Annotated in this window: 15 protein-coding genes; 11 read left to right on the top strand and 4 right to left on the bottom strand. The window is 69.7% G+C overall.

Annotation, left to right across the window (positions count from 1 at the left end; genetic code table 11):
* The first annotated feature begins 165 nt into the window (after nt 1-165).
* On the top strand, nt 166-939 hold the full coding sequence (locus ACQW02_RS27570) for a hypothetical protein (RefSeq protein WP_431283113.1): 774 nt from the start codon (nt 166-168) through the stop codon (nt 937-939).
* A gap of 4 nt (nt 940-943) precedes the next feature.
* Here ACQW02_RS27570 and ACQW02_RS27565 read toward each other — a convergent pair whose 3' ends face one another.
* Complete coding sequence (locus ACQW02_RS27565; RefSeq protein WP_431283112.1) at nt 944-1,915, bottom strand: Bug family tripartite tricarboxylate transporter substrate binding protein; 972 nt, start codon at nt 1,913-1,915, stop codon at nt 944-946.
* A gap of 97 nt (nt 1,916-2,012) precedes the next feature.
* On the opposite strand from ACQW02_RS27565, the gene ACQW02_RS27560 reads away from it, so the two are divergent.
* The gene (locus ACQW02_RS27560) at nt 2,013-2,912 is read left to right on the top strand and encodes a dihydrodipicolinate synthase family protein (RefSeq protein WP_431283111.1); all 900 of its coding nucleotides are present in this window, start codon (nt 2,013-2,015) and stop codon (nt 2,910-2,912) included.
* A gap of 2 nt (nt 2,913-2,914) precedes the next feature.
* Nucleotides 2,915-4,081 carry a mandelate racemase/muconate lactonizing enzyme family protein gene (locus ACQW02_RS27555; protein WP_431283110.1) on the top strand — a complete coding sequence of 389 codons (1,167 nt, stop codon included), beginning with the start codon at nt 2,915-2,917 and terminating at the stop codon, nt 4,079-4,081.
* On the opposite strand, the gene ACQW02_RS27550 is transcribed toward ACQW02_RS27555, so the two are convergent.
* Genes ACQW02_RS27550 through ACQW02_RS27540 form a run of 3 tightly spaced genes read right to left on the bottom strand, consistent with a single transcriptional unit; the run spans nt 4,082 to nt 5,666 of the window.
* Complete coding sequence (locus ACQW02_RS27550) at nt 4,082-4,615, bottom strand: SRPBCC family protein (protein WP_431283109.1); 534 nt, start codon at nt 4,613-4,615, stop codon at nt 4,082-4,084.
* Nucleotides 4,612-4,977, bottom strand: coding sequence for an ArsR/SmtB family transcription factor (locus tag ACQW02_RS27545; protein WP_431283108.1), 366 nt, complete (start codon nt 4,975-4,977; stop codon nt 4,612-4,614). The genes ACQW02_RS27550 and ACQW02_RS27545 overlap by 4 nt, the downstream gene beginning before the upstream one ends.
* 56 nt (nt 4,978-5,033) lie before the next feature.
* Nucleotides 5,034-5,666, bottom strand: coding sequence for a histidine phosphatase family protein (locus ACQW02_RS27540; RefSeq protein ID WP_431283107.1), 633 nt, complete (start codon nt 5,664-5,666; stop codon nt 5,034-5,036).
* A 113-nt stretch (nt 5,667-5,779) separates the two neighbouring features.
* Between ACQW02_RS27540 and xylF the strand changes: the two genes are divergently transcribed.
* The 8 genes from xylF (at nt 5,780) to ACQW02_RS27500 (ending at nt 14,962) form a co-directional block, all read left to right on the top strand.
* Complete coding sequence (xylF, locus tag ACQW02_RS27535) at nt 5,780-6,835, top strand: D-xylose ABC transporter substrate-binding protein (RefSeq protein ID WP_431283106.1); 1,056 nt, start codon at nt 5,780-5,782, stop codon at nt 6,833-6,835.
* On the top strand, nt 6,787-8,037 hold the full coding sequence (locus tag ACQW02_RS27530) for a sugar ABC transporter permease (RefSeq protein ID WP_431283105.1): 1,251 nt from the start codon (nt 6,787-6,789) through the stop codon (nt 8,035-8,037). The genes xylF and ACQW02_RS27530 overlap by 49 nt, the downstream gene beginning before the upstream one ends.
* Nucleotides 8,034-8,774 carry an ATP-binding cassette domain-containing protein gene (locus ACQW02_RS27525; protein ID WP_431283104.1) on the top strand — a complete coding sequence of 247 codons (741 nt, stop codon included), beginning with the start codon at nt 8,034-8,036 and terminating at the stop codon, nt 8,772-8,774. Before ACQW02_RS27530 ends, ACQW02_RS27525 begins: the two co-directional genes overlap by 4 nt.
* Nucleotides 8,774-9,508, top strand: a complete 735-nt coding sequence (locus ACQW02_RS27520) for an SDR family NAD(P)-dependent oxidoreductase (protein ID WP_431283103.1) — start codon at nt 8,774-8,776, stop codon at nt 9,506-9,508. The genes ACQW02_RS27525 and ACQW02_RS27520 overlap by 1 nt, the downstream gene beginning before the upstream one ends.
* Nucleotides 9,509-9,555: 47 nt before the next feature.
* Nucleotides 9,556-10,299 (top strand): ABC transporter ATP-binding protein, encoded by a 744-nt coding sequence (locus ACQW02_RS27515; RefSeq protein ID WP_431283102.1) that lies wholly within the window; start codon nt 9,556-9,558, stop codon nt 10,297-10,299.
* Nucleotides 10,296-11,096: an ABC transporter permease gene (locus tag ACQW02_RS27510; RefSeq protein ID WP_431283101.1), complete on the top strand. Its 801-nt coding sequence runs from the start codon at nt 10,296-10,298 to the stop codon at nt 11,094-11,096. Before ACQW02_RS27515 ends, ACQW02_RS27510 begins: the two co-directional genes overlap by 4 nt.
* Nucleotides 11,097-11,152: 56 nt before the next feature.
* Entirely contained in the window at nt 11,153-13,474 is a 2,322-nt protein-coding gene (locus ACQW02_RS27505; protein WP_431283100.1) for a methyl-accepting chemotaxis protein, read from the top strand.
* 93 nt (nt 13,475-13,567) lie between these two features.
* On the top strand, nt 13,568-14,962 hold the full coding sequence (locus tag ACQW02_RS27500) for an amidase (RefSeq protein ID WP_431283099.1): 1,395 nt from the start codon (nt 13,568-13,570) through the stop codon (nt 14,960-14,962).
* Nucleotides 14,963-14,971 lie beyond the last annotated feature (9 nt).

Raw genomic sequence — 14,971 nt, 5'->3', positions numbered from 1 at the left:
GCGCTTGAGGTTTTCCCGAAGGGCGGCGGCCAGGCGCTCGGAGCGCTTTTGGGCCGGGGTCGGGCGTGGCGGGGGGGCGGGGGCGTCGGGCATGCGGCGGGCAGGATAAGGCGGCGCGCCTGGGTTAGCGATACGTTCATGCCGCGCCGGCTAGGGGATGCGGGCATGACGGTGCAACGAATCTCCACCGAGCCCGCCGGGCCACGGCAGCCTGGCGCGCCACGCGCCCCGGTGAAGGCCGCCGATTTCAAGGCGGCCTTGGCGCGCTTGGCGCGGCCAGCGGTGGCCCAGGCCGCCGCACCCGCCGCCGCCGCGCCAGCGCAGGCTGTCGTGCAACAGGTCGCCCTGGGGCGCGGCGCCGTCCCGCCCAGCCAACCCGCCTCGGGCCAGGCCTTCCGCGACCGCATCGCGCAGGCCGAGCGCAGCGCCGAACACCCCGGCGGCGGCTATACCCAGCGCAACCCGACGAGCGGCGCGATCGGGCGCTACCAGATGATCCCGGCCGCCTTGCAGGATATCGGCTGGCGCGACGCCGACGGCGGCTGGACCGCGCGCGCCGCCGCCCAGGGCGTGCGGAGCGAAGCCGATTTCCTGGCCAGCCCCGACGCGCAGGAAGCCGCCATGGGCGACTACCTGCGCCGGACGGCTGCCCAGTTGACCGCCCATGGCGCCCAGGCCGGGCGCAGCGTGACCGGCAGCGATGGCCAGCCCGTGCCGGTGACCGAGGCAGGGCTGCTGGCCGCCGCCCATCGCCGTGGCGCCGGCGCCGTCGCGCGCTGGCTGGCGCATCGGGAGACCAACCCGGACACCCCGCCCCCGCCCGCCCAACGCGCCGCCTTTGCGAGTATCGAGGCGAGGCTGCGCGGCTTCGCCGACCTGCCGGCGCCGACAGCACGGCCGATCACCCTGGCCTCGGCGGGGCGCGGCCAGGCGTCCTGACGCGTTATTCCACCCGGATATTGGCCGCGGTGATAACGGCCGCGAACTTTTGGCCCTCCGCCTGGATGAAGGCGGTGAAGGCGGCGGGGCTGGCGCTGGGCGCGGGTTCCAGCGCCGCGCCGTCAAAGCGTTCGCGCGTCGCGGGCATCGCCAGGAAGCGGGTGGTTTCGACAAACAGCCGCTCGACGACCGCGGGCGGCGTATTGGCCGGGGTCAGAAGCCCGTGCCAGGGGGCGATGTCGGTGCCGGGATAGGTCTCGTTCAGCGCCGGCAGGTCGGGGGCGATGGCCATGCGCGCCGGCATGGTGGTGGCGAGCGCCCGTAGCCGGCCCTCACGCACCTGCGGCCAGGATGTGGCGACAGTGTCGATCATCAGGTCGACCTGGCCGCCGAGCAAAGCCTGCAAGGCGGGGGAGCCGCCATTGAAGGGCACATGGGTCATGCGGATGCCGGCTTTCTGGCAGAACAGCTCCATCGCCAGGTGCAGGCTGCTGCCGACGCCGCTGCTGGAATAGTTCAGTTTGTCGGGATTTTGCCGCGCATGATCGACCAGCGCCGCGACGCTGGTGACAGGCAGTTTCTGGGGATTCACCGCCAGGTAGCAGGGCGTGACGGCCAGGTTGGTGACGGGGGCGAAATCGCGCACGGGGTCATAGGGCAGCCGCCCGCGTTGCAAGGCCGGCAGGATCGCATTGGCGGCGATATTGCCCATGCCGATGGTGACGCCATCACTCGCCTTGGCCAGCGCATCGACGCCGATGCTGGACCCGGCACCGCCACGGTTTTCCACCACGACCGACCGGCCCAGCACGCCCTGCAGATGCGCGGCCAGCAGCCGCCCGATCAGATCGGCGGCGCCGCCGGGCGGAAAGGGGATGATCAGCCGGACATTGCGGTCGGGCCAGGCGGGTTGGGCGTTTGCCCCGGTCGCCAGAATGGCCCCCGTGCCGGCCAGCACATCGCGCCGTGAAAACATCGCCTGCCTCCCCTGTCTGGACTCGTTCGGTCCTTGTTCCGATGGTGCGTGTGGCAACCCGCGCGGGTCAATCGCGCAGGTGATGCGGAGGATTCGGATGACCACACCTTCACTCGACCCATCACTGGGCGGTGTGCTGCCCGTGCTGCCGACGCCCTTTGGCGTCGATGGCGCGCCCGATGTCGTGGCCTTCCTGCGGCTGGCGGATTTCGCGATCGAGTCCGGCGCGGATGGCATCGTCTTCCCCGGCATGGCGAGCGAGGTCGAGACCCTGACCCCGGAAGAACGGGCATCGCTGGTCGCGGCGCTGGGGGCGCATCTGGCGGGGCGGGTGCCCTTTGTCGTGGGCGCGTCGGATCGCGACCCGGACCAGGCGGCGGCGCGGGCGCGGGAGGGCCAGGCGGCCGGTGCCGTCGCCGCCATGGTGATGGCGCCGCCCGGCGCCGACCAGGTGCGGCATTTCGCCACCATCGCCGCCGGGGCGCCGGGCATGGCGCTGATGCTGCAGAATGCGCCTGCGCCCAATGGCGCCGGCCTGTCGCCGGACGCCGTCGCAGGGGTCTGCGACGCGGTGCCGGCGATCCGTTGGGTCAAGGAGGAAACCCTGCCCTGCGGCCAGCATGTCGCGCGCATCCTGGCCGCGACCGGGGGGCGGTTGGCGGGGGTGATGGGCGGCGCGGGGGCGCGTTTCGTGATGGATGAACTCGCCCGCGGCGCCTGCGGCACCATGCCGGCGCTGGAGGTTGTGGATGCGCATGCCGCGCTCTGGGCCGCCTGGCGGCGTGGCGACAAGGCCGGCGCGCGGCGCATCTATGACGCGACCCTGCCGCTGCTGTGCCTGCAGATGGTGTTCCGCGTGCGGGCGACGAAGGAGGTGCTGCGCCGCCGCGGGTTGCTGCTGCATACGGGCGCCCGCGCGGCCGGCCCCGTGCTGGATGAGGGTGACCAGGCGGAGATTTCCGCCCTGCTCGCCACGGCGGCCCCCGTGCTGCGATGACCATGCTGGACGCGATCCGTGGCATCGAGGCCTTCATCGTCGAACTGCCGCGGGAGACGCCTTACCTCGGCCCGCTCGGCCCCGGCGAGACCATCAATCGCCGTGGCTACCTGGTCCGCGCGGGCAATCGCACGCTCTACCCCAGCACCGACCGCAGCCTGCTGGTGAAGGTGACGACCGAGGAGGGGTTGGTCGGCTGGGGCGAGACCTATGGCATCGTCGCCCCCCTGGCGGTGAAGGAATTGATCGCCGATGTGATCGCCCCGCTGCTGGAGGGCCGCGACATCGCCGCCCCCGCCGCGCTGCATGATGAGATGTTTGACCTGCAAAGGGTCCGCGGCATGTCGGGCGGGTTCTTTGGCGATGCGCTGGCGGCGGTGGATATCGCGCTGTGGGATGTCTTGGGGAGGCGACTGGGCGTGCCGGTTTCGACCCTGCTGGGTGGGGCGCGGCGCGAAAGAATACCGGCCTATGTCTCGGGCCTGCCGGTCGCGGGGCTGGCGGCGAAATGCGACATGGCGCTGGGGTTTCGCGACCAGGGGTTTGCGGCGCAAAAATTCGCGGCGGTGGTGAGCCACGACGGCGCGCTGGCCGAAATGGCGGCGCTGCGGGAGGTTTTGGGGCCGGAACACCGCCTGATGATCGACATGCATTGGCGCAATACGGTGCCGGAGGCGATCGCGCTGATCGGCGCGCTGGCCCGCCACGACCTGGCCTTCGCCGAGGCCCCCATCGCGCCCGAAGACGTCGAAGGCCTGGCGCTGGTCGCCCGCGCCGTCGCGGTGCCGGTCGCGGGGGGTGAGGAATGGCGCGGCACGGCCGATTGGCTGCCGCGTTTGCAGGCCCGCGCCATCGGCATCGCGCAGCCGGAAATGGCGCGCACCGGCATCACCGGGTTTTTGCGCGCGGCCACGTTGGCGCAGGCCTTTGCCGTGCCGCTGGCGCCGCATGCGACGGTCGGGATTGGCATCTTCCTGGCGGCATCGTTGCAGGCCGCCAGCACCGCCTGGCGCTGCGACTGGCATGAGTGGCAGCACAGCATCTGGGACGCCACGCGGCGGTTCGTCGTGTCGGAGATGGACTGTGCCGCCGGTTTCTACAGCGTGCCGACGGGGAATGGCATCGGCGCGGAACCCGCCGATGCCGTCTGGGATTTTGTCGTGGGCTGATCAGGCCGGCAGTCGCCCCTCATAGTCTGTCCGCAGACGGGTCCAGCCGTCCCAGAAGGTTTCCGGCTCCGTGCCGTTCAGGCGTGCGACCAGCACATCGAGGTGCATGTGCCAGCCGGCGCTGACGTTCAGCAGCATCGCACGTTCGGTCACGCGACGATGCGTGACGGTGAGCAGCACGTTCTTGCCCAGGGTTTCCAGTTCGAAGGTCACGCCGCCGGTGCTGCCCCAGGTGATGCCGAGCCTGTGGGGCGGATCGAGTTCGGTGATCTCCGCCGACAGCCGGTGTTCCTCGGCAAATCCTTCCGGGCGCTGGCCGGGCGGGTTGGAAAGTTCCGCGTTGCGCCAGACGAATTCGAAAGTCGCGCCGAGTTTCATCTCCATCTCGCCCGCGGCCAACCATTGGCGGCGCAGGTCGCTTTCGGTGAGGTAGGCCCAGACGCGTTCGATCGGACCAGGCAAGCGGCGCTGGATCTTCAGGGTGGTCGGATCGGTCAGCACGCCATGGGCGTCGAGCATCGCAACATCGTTCATTGGTCGTCTCCTTTGCTGGTCGGGGATTTACGCGCGTCCTCCTGACGGAGGAGTTGTTCGAGAACATCCAGACGGCCGGTCCAGAAGCGCTCGTAGAAGCCCAGCCACTCATGCGCATTGGCGAGCGGTCCGGGGTCGAGGCGGCATAGATGCGTGCGGCCCCGCACCTCCCGCCGGATCAGCCCGGCATGTTCCAGCGCCTTGATGTGCTTGGAGGCGGCGGCGAGCGAAATGGCGAAGGGTTCGGCGAGTTGGCCGACCGTGCGTTCGCCGCCGGACAGGTCGCGCAGCATCCGCCGGCGGGTGGCATCGCCGAGGGCGTGGAAGATGGCGTTCAGCGGGGCGGGATTTAATTCAACCATAAGGTTGAATATGAGGGCAGGCGTTTAGATAGTCAACCGATTTGTTGAATGACGGATTAGTAGCTGGAGGCCAGCCCGCTTTCCTCGTTCACCGCCCAGACCCGCCAGTCCGGCCCGCGCTTTTCCAGCCGGGTCAGCGACAGGTTGCGGATGGAGAATTGCAGCACCTGATGCGGCGAAATGCCGGTCGCATGCGCGATGGCCCCGCGGATGCTGCCGCCATGGGCGACGATCACGACATCCTGGCCGGGATGCGCGACGGCCAGGCGTTCCATCACCGCGCCGACGCGGGCGATCACATCGGCCAGGCTTTCGCCGCCCGGGGGGCGTTCCTCGGCGCCATGCGGCCAGAAGGGGTGGGCCGGTTGCAGCATGCGGCTGGCCGCGTCCTCATGCGTCAGCCCCTGCCATTCGCCCAGGGTCTGTTCGCGCAGATGGTCTTCCTGGACCAGCGGCTGTTCCGGCTGCCCGGCGGCGAAGATCGCGGCGGCCGTGGCGTGGGTGCGCGACAGCGGCGAGACATACCAGCGCGCGCCGGTGGGCACCCTGTCGGCCAGCCAGCGATAGGCCTGGGCATCGGCTGCCAAGGCCAGGCCGCAGATCGGCACATCCATGTCGCCATACAGGACGAGGCGCGCGGTGGGTTCCACCAGCGCGTGGCGGATCAGGAAGAAGCGGGTGCTGGTCATGGCCGCTGCTTAGCGCAGAAGCGCCCGGGGTGGAATCTGCACGCTATGCTTGTGGCGGTCAGCCGGGGTGACGTAGCCTCATTGGCAACAAAAAGCGGCTGCGGGAGAAAACCATGGCTTTTGGGAAACGGCTTCTCGGCCAGTCGGCGCTTGGCGCCCTGTTGGCCGGGCGCGGGGCGATGGCCCAGACCGGGCGCCGGCTGACCGTCGGCGTGTCATGGTCCAACTTCCAGGAAGAGCGCTGGCGCACCGACGAAACAGCGATCCGCGGGGCCCTGACCGCGGCCGGGGCGCAATACCTGTCGGCCGATGCCCAGGCCAACAACACCAAGCAATTGGCGGATATCGAGGGGCTGCTGACCCGCGGCATCGGCGCCTTGATCGTGCTGGCGCAGGATGCCCGCGCGATCCAGCCCGCCATCCGCCGCGCCCAGGCCGAAGGCATTCCCGTCGTCGGCTACGACCGGCTGATCGAGGTGCCGGGCGTGTTCTACCTGACCTTCGACAATATCGAGGTCGGCCGGATGCAGGCGCGGGAGGTGCTGAAGCTGAAGCCGCGCGGCAACTACGTGCTGATCAAGGGCTCCTCGGCCGACCCCAACGCGGACTTTTTGGCGGCTGGCCAGCGGGAAGTGCTGAAGCCCGCCATCGACGCGGGCGCCGTCCGCATCGTCGCCGAGCAATATACCGATGGCTGGCGGCCGGAGGTCGCGCAGCGGAACATGGAACAGATCCTGACTGCTCAAAATAACAACGTGGATGCGGTGCTGGCCGCGAATGACGGCACCGCCGGGGGCGCCATCGCCGCGCTGACCGCACAGGGGCTGGCGGGTCGCGTGCCCGTGTCGGGCCAGGATGCCGACCATGCGGCGCTGAACCGCATCGCCCTCGGGACCCAGACCGTGTCGGTCTGGAAGGACAGCCGGGTTTTGGGCGCACGTGCGGGCCAAATCGCGGTCGCGTTGGCCGGCGGCGCGGCGGCGGCCAGCGTGCCGGGTTCGGCCAAATGGCGGTCGCCCGGCGGGGTGGAGTTGGATTCCATCCTGCTGACCCCGGTGCCGATCATCCGTGACAACCTGGGTCTGGTGCTGGAAGCCAACTGGATTTCCCGCGAAAGGCTGTGCCGTGGCGTCGCCGCCGCCGACGCCCCACCCGCCTGCCGGGGATGAAGGCGGGGCTGCTTCGCACCCTCGGCATCGATCCCAGGCTGGCGGCGCTGGTGGCCACGCTGGCCGCCATCTGGCTGGGGCTGCATGCGCTGACCGATGGCGCCTTCCTGACGCCGCGCAACCTGTGGAACCTGGCGGCGCAGACGGCCGTCGTCGGCATCATGGCCTGCGGCATGGTGCTGGTCATCGTGACCCGGCGGATCGACCTGTCGGTGGGGTCCATCGCGGGCTGCGTGGGCATGGTGATCGCCGTGCTCCAGGTCGAGATCTTTGCCCCAGGGACGTGGTGGAATCCGTGGCTGACCCTGGCCATCGGGCTGGCGGTCGGGGCCGGGATCGGGGCGGCGCAGGGGGCGTTGAATGCCTACCTCGGCATTCCGGCCTTTGTCGTGACCCTGGCGGGGTTGCTGATCTTTCGCGGCATTGCCTGGCTGATCACCAGCGGGCGCACGGTGGCGCCGATGGACCCGACATTCCAATTGCTGGGGGGCGGGTTCGAGGGCTCGATCGGCGGCTCCGCCTCCTGGCTGGTCGGCGCGGCTGGCGTCGCGGTATTGGCCTGGTTGCGCCTGTCCACGCGGCGGCGGCAGCAGAGCTTTGGCTTCGTCACGCGGCCGTTGTGGGCCGAGGCGGTGACGATCCTGGTGATGGCCGTGTTCATCCTGGGCTTCGTCGCGGTGATGAACAGCTACACCCGTCCGCGCACCGATATCGTGCAGGGGATCTCGATCCCCGTGCTGGTGCTGATCGCGGTCGCCTGCGCGCTGGAATGGCTGGCGCGGACGCGCCGCTTCGGCCGCTACGTCTATGCCATCGGCGGCAATCCGGAGGCAGCGCGGCTGGCCGGCGTGCCGAGCGCGCGGATCATCGTCGCCGTTTTTGCCCTGATGGGGTTTTTGGCGGGGTTGGCGGGGGCCGTCGCGACCGCGCGGCTGAATGCCGGGGCGAATTCGACGGGGGAACTGGCGGAACTATCGGTCATCGCCGCGGCCGTCATTGGCGGGACCTCGCTGGCCGGCGGGTCCGGCACGGTGGTGGGCGCGGTGCTGGGGGCCTTGATCATGCAAAGCCTGGACAATGGGATGGTGTTGCTCGGCCTGCCGTCGGCGCTGCGGAACGTCATCATCGGCGTGGTGCTGATCGTCGCGGTCTGGGCCGATGCGCTGTGGCGCAAGCGGTCGGGCAAGGCGGCTGAGGCATGACCGCGCCGCTCGTCACGATGCGCGACATCCACAAGCAGTTTGGTGGCGTCGCGGCGCTGGATGGTGCGGAGTTGGAGGTCAGCGCCGGCGAGGTGCTGGGGCTGCTCGGCCACAATGGCGCCGGCAAATCCACGCTCGTCAAAGTGCTGTGCGGCGCCTACCCGGCCGATGGCGGGGAAATCTGCTTGGACGGCGCGCCGGTCGAGATCCGCAACCCGCGCGATGCGCGGCGCCTGGGGATCGAGACCATCCACCAGACCCTGGCCCTGGCCGACAACCTGGATTCCGTCGCCAACATCTTCCTGGGCCGCGAGATCGTGAAATGGGGCGGTGCCCTGGATGTCGCGGCCATGGAAGCCGCCGGCCGTCAGGTGCTGAGCCGGCTGAACCCCAATTTCACCAACTACCACGTGCCGGTCGGAAGCCTGTCGGGCGGCCAGCGCCAGGTCGTGGCCATCGCCCGCGCGATCCAGTTCAAGGCGCGTGTGCTGATCATGGACGAACCGACGGCGGCGCTCGGGCCGGCCGAAACGGCGATGGTCGGGCAGTTGGTGCGGCGGCTGCAATCGGAAGGCATGGGGCTGATCATCGTGAGCCATGATCTGCACGACGTGTTTTCGCTCTGCGGGCGGCTGACGGTGATGAAGACCGGCAAGCCCGTCGGCCACGTCCGGGTGCAGGACGTGACGCAGGATGACGTGCTGGGCATGATCATCGCAGGGAGGATGCCGCACTGATGCAGACCGCCGTCTATCCCAGCCTGGAGGGTCGCGGGGTGCTGGTCACCGGGGGTGCTTCCGGCATCGGCGCCAGTATCGTCACGCATTTTTGCGCCCAGGGGTCGCGGGTCGTGTTCCTGGACATGGACCTCGCCGCTGGCGAGGCCCTGGCCGCCCAGACCGGCGCGCGCTTTTCCCCCTGCGACCTGCGCGACATCGCGGCGCTACGGGCCGCCATCGCCGCGGCGGGACCGGTGTCTGTGCTGGTCAACAACGCCGCGCGCGACGATCGCCATGCGCTGGAGGACGTCGAACCGGACTATTGGGACGAACGCCTGGCCACCAACCTGCGCCACCAGTTCTTCGCCGCCCAGGCCGTGGCCCCGGCGATGAAGGCGGCGGGGGCGGGGTCGATCATCAACATGGGCTCGGTGTCCTGGCTGCTGAGCCAGGGCGGCATGCCGGCCTATACCGCCGCCAAATCGGCGGTGCGCGGGCTGACGCGCGGCCTGGCGCGCGACCTGGGCGGCTTCGGCGTGCGGGTGAACGAGGTTGTGCCGGGATGGATTTTTACCGAACGGCAGGAACGGCTCTGGGCCACGCCGGAAGCCGTCGCCGAAACCATGAAGCGGCAGTGCATCCCGCAAAAACTCTTTGCCCCGGATGTCGCACGCATGGTGCTGTGGCTGGCGGCCGACGACAGTCGGATGGTCACCGCCCAAAGCTTTGTCGTGGATGGTGGCAGCATCTGACCGTCTGGGTTTCGTATCGGCCGGGCGATGGTCTAAACACCGCCGCAATGACCCCTGCGATGTCCTGCGAGGCGCTGACCAAGCGCTATGATCCCACCGCCCCCGCCGCGGTCGAGAACCTGTCCTTCACCATGCCCCGGGGCGCCACCTGGGGGCTGCTGGGCGGCAATGGCGCCGGCAAGACCACCACCATCGCCATGCTGCTGGGGCTGCTGATCCCGACATCGGGGCGGGTGTCGGTGCTGGGGCACGACATGGCGACCGACCGCTTCGCGGCGCTGGCGCGCGTCAATTTCTCCTCCCCCTACATCGCCCTGCCGCATCGGCTGACGGTGCGGGAGAATTTGACGGTCTATGGCCACCTCTATGGGGTGCCGCAGGCGAAGCGGCGGATCGCCGACCTCGTGGAACGTTTCCAGATGGGCGATTTCATCGACCGCGCGGCCGGCCAGCTCTCGGCTGGCCAAAAGACCCGCGTGGCCCTGGCCAAATCGCTGATCAATACGCCGGACCTGCTGCTGCTGGACGAACCGACCGCCAGCCTGGACCCCGATACCGGCGACTGGGTGCGGTCGCTGCTGGAGGACTACCGCGCCGAGACCGGCGCCGCGATCCTGCTGGCCAGCCACAATATGAATGAGGTGGAACGCCTCTGCGGCCATGTGCTGATGCTGAAGCAGGGGCGGGTCGTGGACAGCGGCAGCCCCGCCGGGCTGCTGGAAAAATACGGCCGCGACGATCTGGAACAGGTATTTCTCGACATCGCGCGCAACCGGCGGGCGGCGGCATGATCTTGGCCGCGCGGCGTATCTGGGGCCTGGTCTACCGGCATCTGTCGCTCTACCGCCGGTCCTGGCCGCGGGTGCTGGAACTGGCCTATTGGCCGACCTTGCAGATGGTCGTCTGGGGCTTCGTCACCGCCTATCTGGCGGGGGTGCAGGGCAATTTCGGCTCGATCGCGGCGGGGATGCTGCTGGGCGGGGTGCTGCTGTGGGAAGTGGCGCTGCGCAGCCAGATGGGGTTTGCGATTTCCTTCCTGGAAGAAATCTGGTCGCGCAACCTGGGTCACATTTTTGTCAGCCCGTTGCGGCCCTGGGAACTGGTCGCCGGGCTGATGGTCATGAGTGTCGCGCGCATGCTGGTCGGCGTTCTGCCGGCCATCGGGCTGGCCTGGCTGCTCTATGGCTTTGGCTTGTTCGCCATGGGGCCGGTGGTGGTCGCCTTCTTCGCCCTGCTGGTGGTGATGGGCTGGGCCGTGGCGCTGGGCGTCACCGCGCTGATCCTGCGCCATGGCGCCGGGGCGGAGGCGCTGGCCTGGTCGGTGCTGTTCGGGCTGACGCCCTTCGCCGCCGTCTTCTACCCCGTGTCGATCCTGCCGCATGGCATGCGGGAAATCGCCTGGCTGGTGCCGGCCAGCCATGTGTTCGAGGGCATGCGCGCCGCCCTGTTGGAGGGCCGCGTCGCCTGGGAACAATTGGGCGTGGCGGCGGCGCTGAACCTGGTCTGGCTGGGCGCGATGGCCTGGGTCTTCATGGGCCAGTTGCAGCATGCGCGGACGCGCGGATCGCTGCTGGGCATGGGCGAGTAACCCGAACTTAATTCGTTCCTGTGCAGGATCGGGTTCTGTCTCCCGGGGTTCCTGCCATGCGCCTTCTCGACAATCTTTCCGTGGGGCGAAAGCTCGCGCTTTCCTCCGCCGTGACGCTGACCCTGCTCGGCGGGCTTGTGGTGCTTGTGCATCGGGAGGTGACGCAGATCGCCGCCGAACAGGTCGTGCTGGGCCATACGGCGGATGTGCTGGATGTGATCGACCGTGCCACCACGCATGCGTCGCAGATCCCGGCGCTGATCCGCGACATCGCCAATGAACAGACGGCGGCCGGGGTGACGCAACTGGCCGGTGCGGTCACGACCGAACTGCAAGCCACGCGGCGGGCGGTGCAGGAGGGGCTGACCTTGCTGTCGCCCGGCCCGGTGCGGAACGCGCTGGCCGAATCACCGCCGGCGATCGATGCCATCGCGACGGCGGTCGCCGCGGAAACAACGGCTCGCGAACAATTGCTGACCGCGCGCGACACCAAGCTGTTCCCGCGCGGCACCGATTACGACCAGGTGTTCGAGGCTGTGTCGAACGGCCTGGATTTCGAATTGCGCGAAAGCCCGAACGCCGATGACGCGCGGCAGCGGCTGATGGCCTTCCATACCGCGGTCAACGATGTGCGCCTGGGCGTGCAACGCTATTTGACGACGGGTGAGGCGGAGCAGTTGCGCCGCGTCCGGCGCGGTGCGGCGCAGCAGCGGGTGCATCTGCGCGGGTTGCTGTCTCTGCTGCCCGACGCACGCCTGCAACAGGATGTGCAGCGCCTGTCGGCCTCGGCCACCACCATCGCCGAATCGGCCGAGGAAGTGATCACCGCCGGGCAGGCCCTGGTGACGATCCGCCGCGACCAGACGACCCCGGCGATGCAGCGCTTCAACGATGCGCTGCGCCGGACGGAAGCCGCGGCCGACGCCGAGGCGACCACGAGCCGCAGGCAGATGACGGCCAGCGTCACCCGCACCAGCAATTCCACGCTGTATCTGGGCGGCACCATCGCGTTGCTGCTGATGATGTCCTCCTACTTCGTCAGCCGTTCCATCGGCGCGCCGCTGCGGCGCCTGGCCGGGGCGACGCGCCAGATCGCCGGGGGCGACACGTCCCACCCTGTGCCGGACACGGCGCGGCGCGATGAGATCGGCCGCACGGCGGCGGCGCTGGAAAGCCTTCGCCACACCGCCGCCGAGGCGTTTTCCCGTGGCCAGATGCTGGAACAACTGCCGGTCGGCGTGATGATGGCGGATCCGAAGAATGGCTTCCGCATCGTCGCGATGAATGCGGAAAGCGAGCGCCTTTTCGCCCGTGTCGAAACCCTGCTGCCCTGCGCCGCCACGGCGCTGAAGGGCCAGCCGATCGGCGCGCTGCACGCCGACCTGGCGGCGCTGGAGGCCATGCTGTCCGACCCCGCGCGCCTGCCGCACCGGATGCGGATGCGCCTGGGGGCAGAGGTGCTGGACGTGACGATTTCGGCCATCACCGACGCCAAGGGCGGCTATGTCGGGCCGATGCTGGCCTGGACCCTGGCGACCGAGCAATCGCGCCTGGCCGATACGTTTGAGGGCGAGGTCGCCCATGTCGTCGAGACGGTGGCGGCCGAGGCCCAGGCGGCGCAGACCGCCGCCCGTGCCCTGCGCGAAACCGCGGCGACGTCGGGGCGGGAGGCGGCGATGGTTGCCGATGCCTCCGGCCGTGCATTGGGCGATGTGCAGGCGGTGGCCGCGGCGGCCGAGGAAATGGCCGCCAGCGTCGCCGAGATCACCCGCCAGGTGGGCGATGCCGCGCGCATCGCCGGCCAGGCGGTGACCGAGGTCCGGGCGACCGATGCCACCGTCCGGGGGCTGGCCGAAAGCGCCGGCAAGATCGGCGATGTGGTGAAGCTGATCAGCACCATCGCCGCCCAGACCAACCTGCTTGCCCTGAACGCGACGATCGAGGCCGCGCGGGCCGGCGATGCCGGCAAGGGCTTTGCCGTGGTCGCCAGCGAGGTGAAGGGCCTGGCGGCCCAGACCGCCCGCGCCACGGAAGAAATCGGCGGGCAGATCGCCAATATGCAGCAGGTCACGACCACGGCGGTCAACGCGATCCGCGGCATCGGCAGCACGGTGGAACGCACCAGCGAAATCGCCGTCGCCATCGCCGCCGCCGTCGAACAGCAGGGTGAAGCGACGCGGGAAATCGCCCGCAGCGCGGCCCAGGTCGCCGAAGGCACCGGCACGGTCGCCAGCCGCATCGAAGGGGTGCGCGAAGCGGCCGAGGCGACGGGTGGTTCGGCCGAGGCGCTGCTGAGTGCGTCGGATTCGCTGATCACCTCGGCGGCGACCTTGAAGACCCGGTCCTCCGCCTTCCTCGCGGCGGTGCGGGCGGCCTGAGGGAGGCGGGGGGAACCCCGGGGCGGGCGCCTTTGCCCCGCCCCGCGGAAGGTGCGACCTTGCCGCGGTGATCGCCGCGGGAGCAACAGGTGCATGGATGACGAGACGGCCCTGCTTTCAGCCGCCGAGACCGGACGCCGCATCGCCGCCGGCACCCTGACCCCAGAAGCCCATATCCGCGCGGTGCTGGACCGCATCGCCGCGCTGGATGGGCGGGTCCACGCCTACATCACGCCGCTGGCGGAGCGGGCCATGGCCGCCGCGCGTCATGCCACGGCGGAGATCGCCGCCGGGCGCCGGATCGGGCCGCTGCATGGCGTCGGCTTCGCCGTGAAGGACAATTATTTCACGGCCGGAGTGCGGACCACAGGCGGGTCGCGGCTGATGCTGGATTTCGTGCCCGACGCGACCGCGCATCTGATCGAACGGCTGGAAGCGGCCGGGGCGATTTTGCTCGGCAAGCTCAACACCTGGGAATACGGCACCGGGAACGGCGGCGTGTACCACGACCTGCCGTTCGAGGTGGCTCGCAACCCCTGGAACCTCGACCATTTTACCGGCGGATCCTCGACCGGCAGCGGGGCGGCGGTGGCGGCGGGGCTGGCGCCCTTTGCCCTGGGGTCGGACACGGGGGGGTCGATCCGCCTGCCGGCCGCGGCCTGCGGGCTGGCGGGGCTGAAGCCGACCTATGGGCGGACCAGCCGGGCGGGGGTCCTGCCGAATTGCTGGTCGCTGGATGTGACCGGCGCCTTGTGCTGGACGGTGGAGGACGCGGCGCTGGTGCTGGAGGTCATCGCCGGGCACGACCCGCAGGACCCAGGCAGCGCGGAGGCACCTGTGCTCGACTACAGCGCCACCCTGCATTCCGGCGTCGTGGGGCTGACCATCGGGCTGGTGCGCGGCCTGGGGAATGAGGTGTCGCCCGACATCGAAGCTGGCGTGGTCGAGGCCGCCCTGGTCCTGGAACGCCTTGGCGCAAAACTGGTCGAGGTCAGCCTGCCCGCCCCGCTGGCGGATTTCCGTCGCGCCGCCGGGCTGATCAACTGGTCCGAATCCCATTCGATCCATGAGGCGGATTTCCGCGAACGCCCCGCCCTGATGGGCCGGGCGCTGCGGGAGAAAATGACCAATGGCAGCCTGGTGCGCGCGGCCGATTACCTGGCGGCGCAGCGGCTACGGCGGCAATTGGCCCTGTCGACCGACGCGATCTTCGCGGATTGCGACCTGGTGCTGCTGCCGGGGGCGTTCCGTGTGGCGCCGCGTTTCGACGACGCCGATGCCGTCATGGGTTTCACCCGCCAGAGCGCGATGAACATCGCCAACCTGTCCGGCCATCCGGCGATGTCGGTGCTGACCGGCTTCGATCCCGATGGCATGCCGCTGAACGCCCAGATCATCGGGCGCTATTTTGACGAGGCGACGGTGCTGCGCGCGGCGCAGGCGCTGGAGGCGGCGACATCGCACCGCGCGCGCCGGCCTGCCCTGTAGGAGACCCCA

Origin of the sequence: Humitalea sp. 24SJ18S-53, assembly GCF_050632385.1 — a bacterium.
Lineage (GTDB): Bacteria > Pseudomonadota > Alphaproteobacteria > Acetobacterales > Acetobacteraceae > Humitalea.
Note: the sequence above shows the minus strand (reverse complement) of the source record. Positions and strands in the feature narration are given on the sequence as shown.

Excerpts from the sequence above, each read along its gene's own strand:
- ACQW02_RS27570 (WP_431283113.1), top strand. The coding sequence starts at position 166 with ATGACGGTGCAACGAATCTCCACCGAGCCCGCCGGGCCACGGCAGCCT.
- ACQW02_RS27565 (WP_431283112.1), bottom strand. The coding sequence starts at position 1,915 with ATGTTTTCACGGCGCGATGTGCTGGCCGGCACGGGGGCCATTCTGGCG.
- ACQW02_RS27560 (WP_431283111.1), top strand. The coding sequence starts at position 2,013 with ATGACCACACCTTCACTCGACCCATCACTGGGCGGTGTGCTGCCCGTG.
- ACQW02_RS27555 (WP_431283110.1), top strand. The coding sequence starts at position 2,915 with ATGCTGGACGCGATCCGTGGCATCGAGGCCTTCATCGTCGAACTGCCG.
- ACQW02_RS27550 (WP_431283109.1), bottom strand. The coding sequence starts at position 4,615 with ATGAACGATGTTGCGATGCTCGACGCCCATGGCGTGCTGACCGATCCG.
- ACQW02_RS27545 (WP_431283108.1), bottom strand. The coding sequence starts at position 4,977 with ATGGTTGAATTAAATCCCGCCCCGCTGAACGCCATCTTCCACGCCCTC.
- ACQW02_RS27540 (WP_431283107.1), bottom strand. The coding sequence starts at position 5,666 with ATGACCAGCACCCGCTTCTTCCTGATCCGCCACGCGCTGGTGGAACCC.
- xylF (WP_431283106.1), top strand. The coding sequence starts at position 5,780 with ATGGCTTTTGGGAAACGGCTTCTCGGCCAGTCGGCGCTTGGCGCCCTG.
- ACQW02_RS27525 (WP_431283104.1), top strand. The coding sequence starts at position 8,034 with ATGACCGCGCCGCTCGTCACGATGCGCGACATCCACAAGCAGTTTGGT.
- ACQW02_RS27520 (WP_431283103.1), top strand. The coding sequence starts at position 8,774 with ATGCAGACCGCCGTCTATCCCAGCCTGGAGGGTCGCGGGGTGCTGGTC.
- ACQW02_RS27515 (WP_431283102.1), top strand. The coding sequence starts at position 9,556 with ATGACCCCTGCGATGTCCTGCGAGGCGCTGACCAAGCGCTATGATCCC.
- ACQW02_RS27510 (WP_431283101.1), top strand. The coding sequence starts at position 10,296 with ATGATCTTGGCCGCGCGGCGTATCTGGGGCCTGGTCTACCGGCATCTG.
- ACQW02_RS27505 (WP_431283100.1), top strand. The coding sequence starts at position 11,153 with ATGCGCCTTCTCGACAATCTTTCCGTGGGGCGAAAGCTCGCGCTTTCC.
- ACQW02_RS27500 (WP_431283099.1), top strand. The coding sequence starts at position 13,568 with ATGGATGACGAGACGGCCCTGCTTTCAGCCGCCGAGACCGGACGCCGC.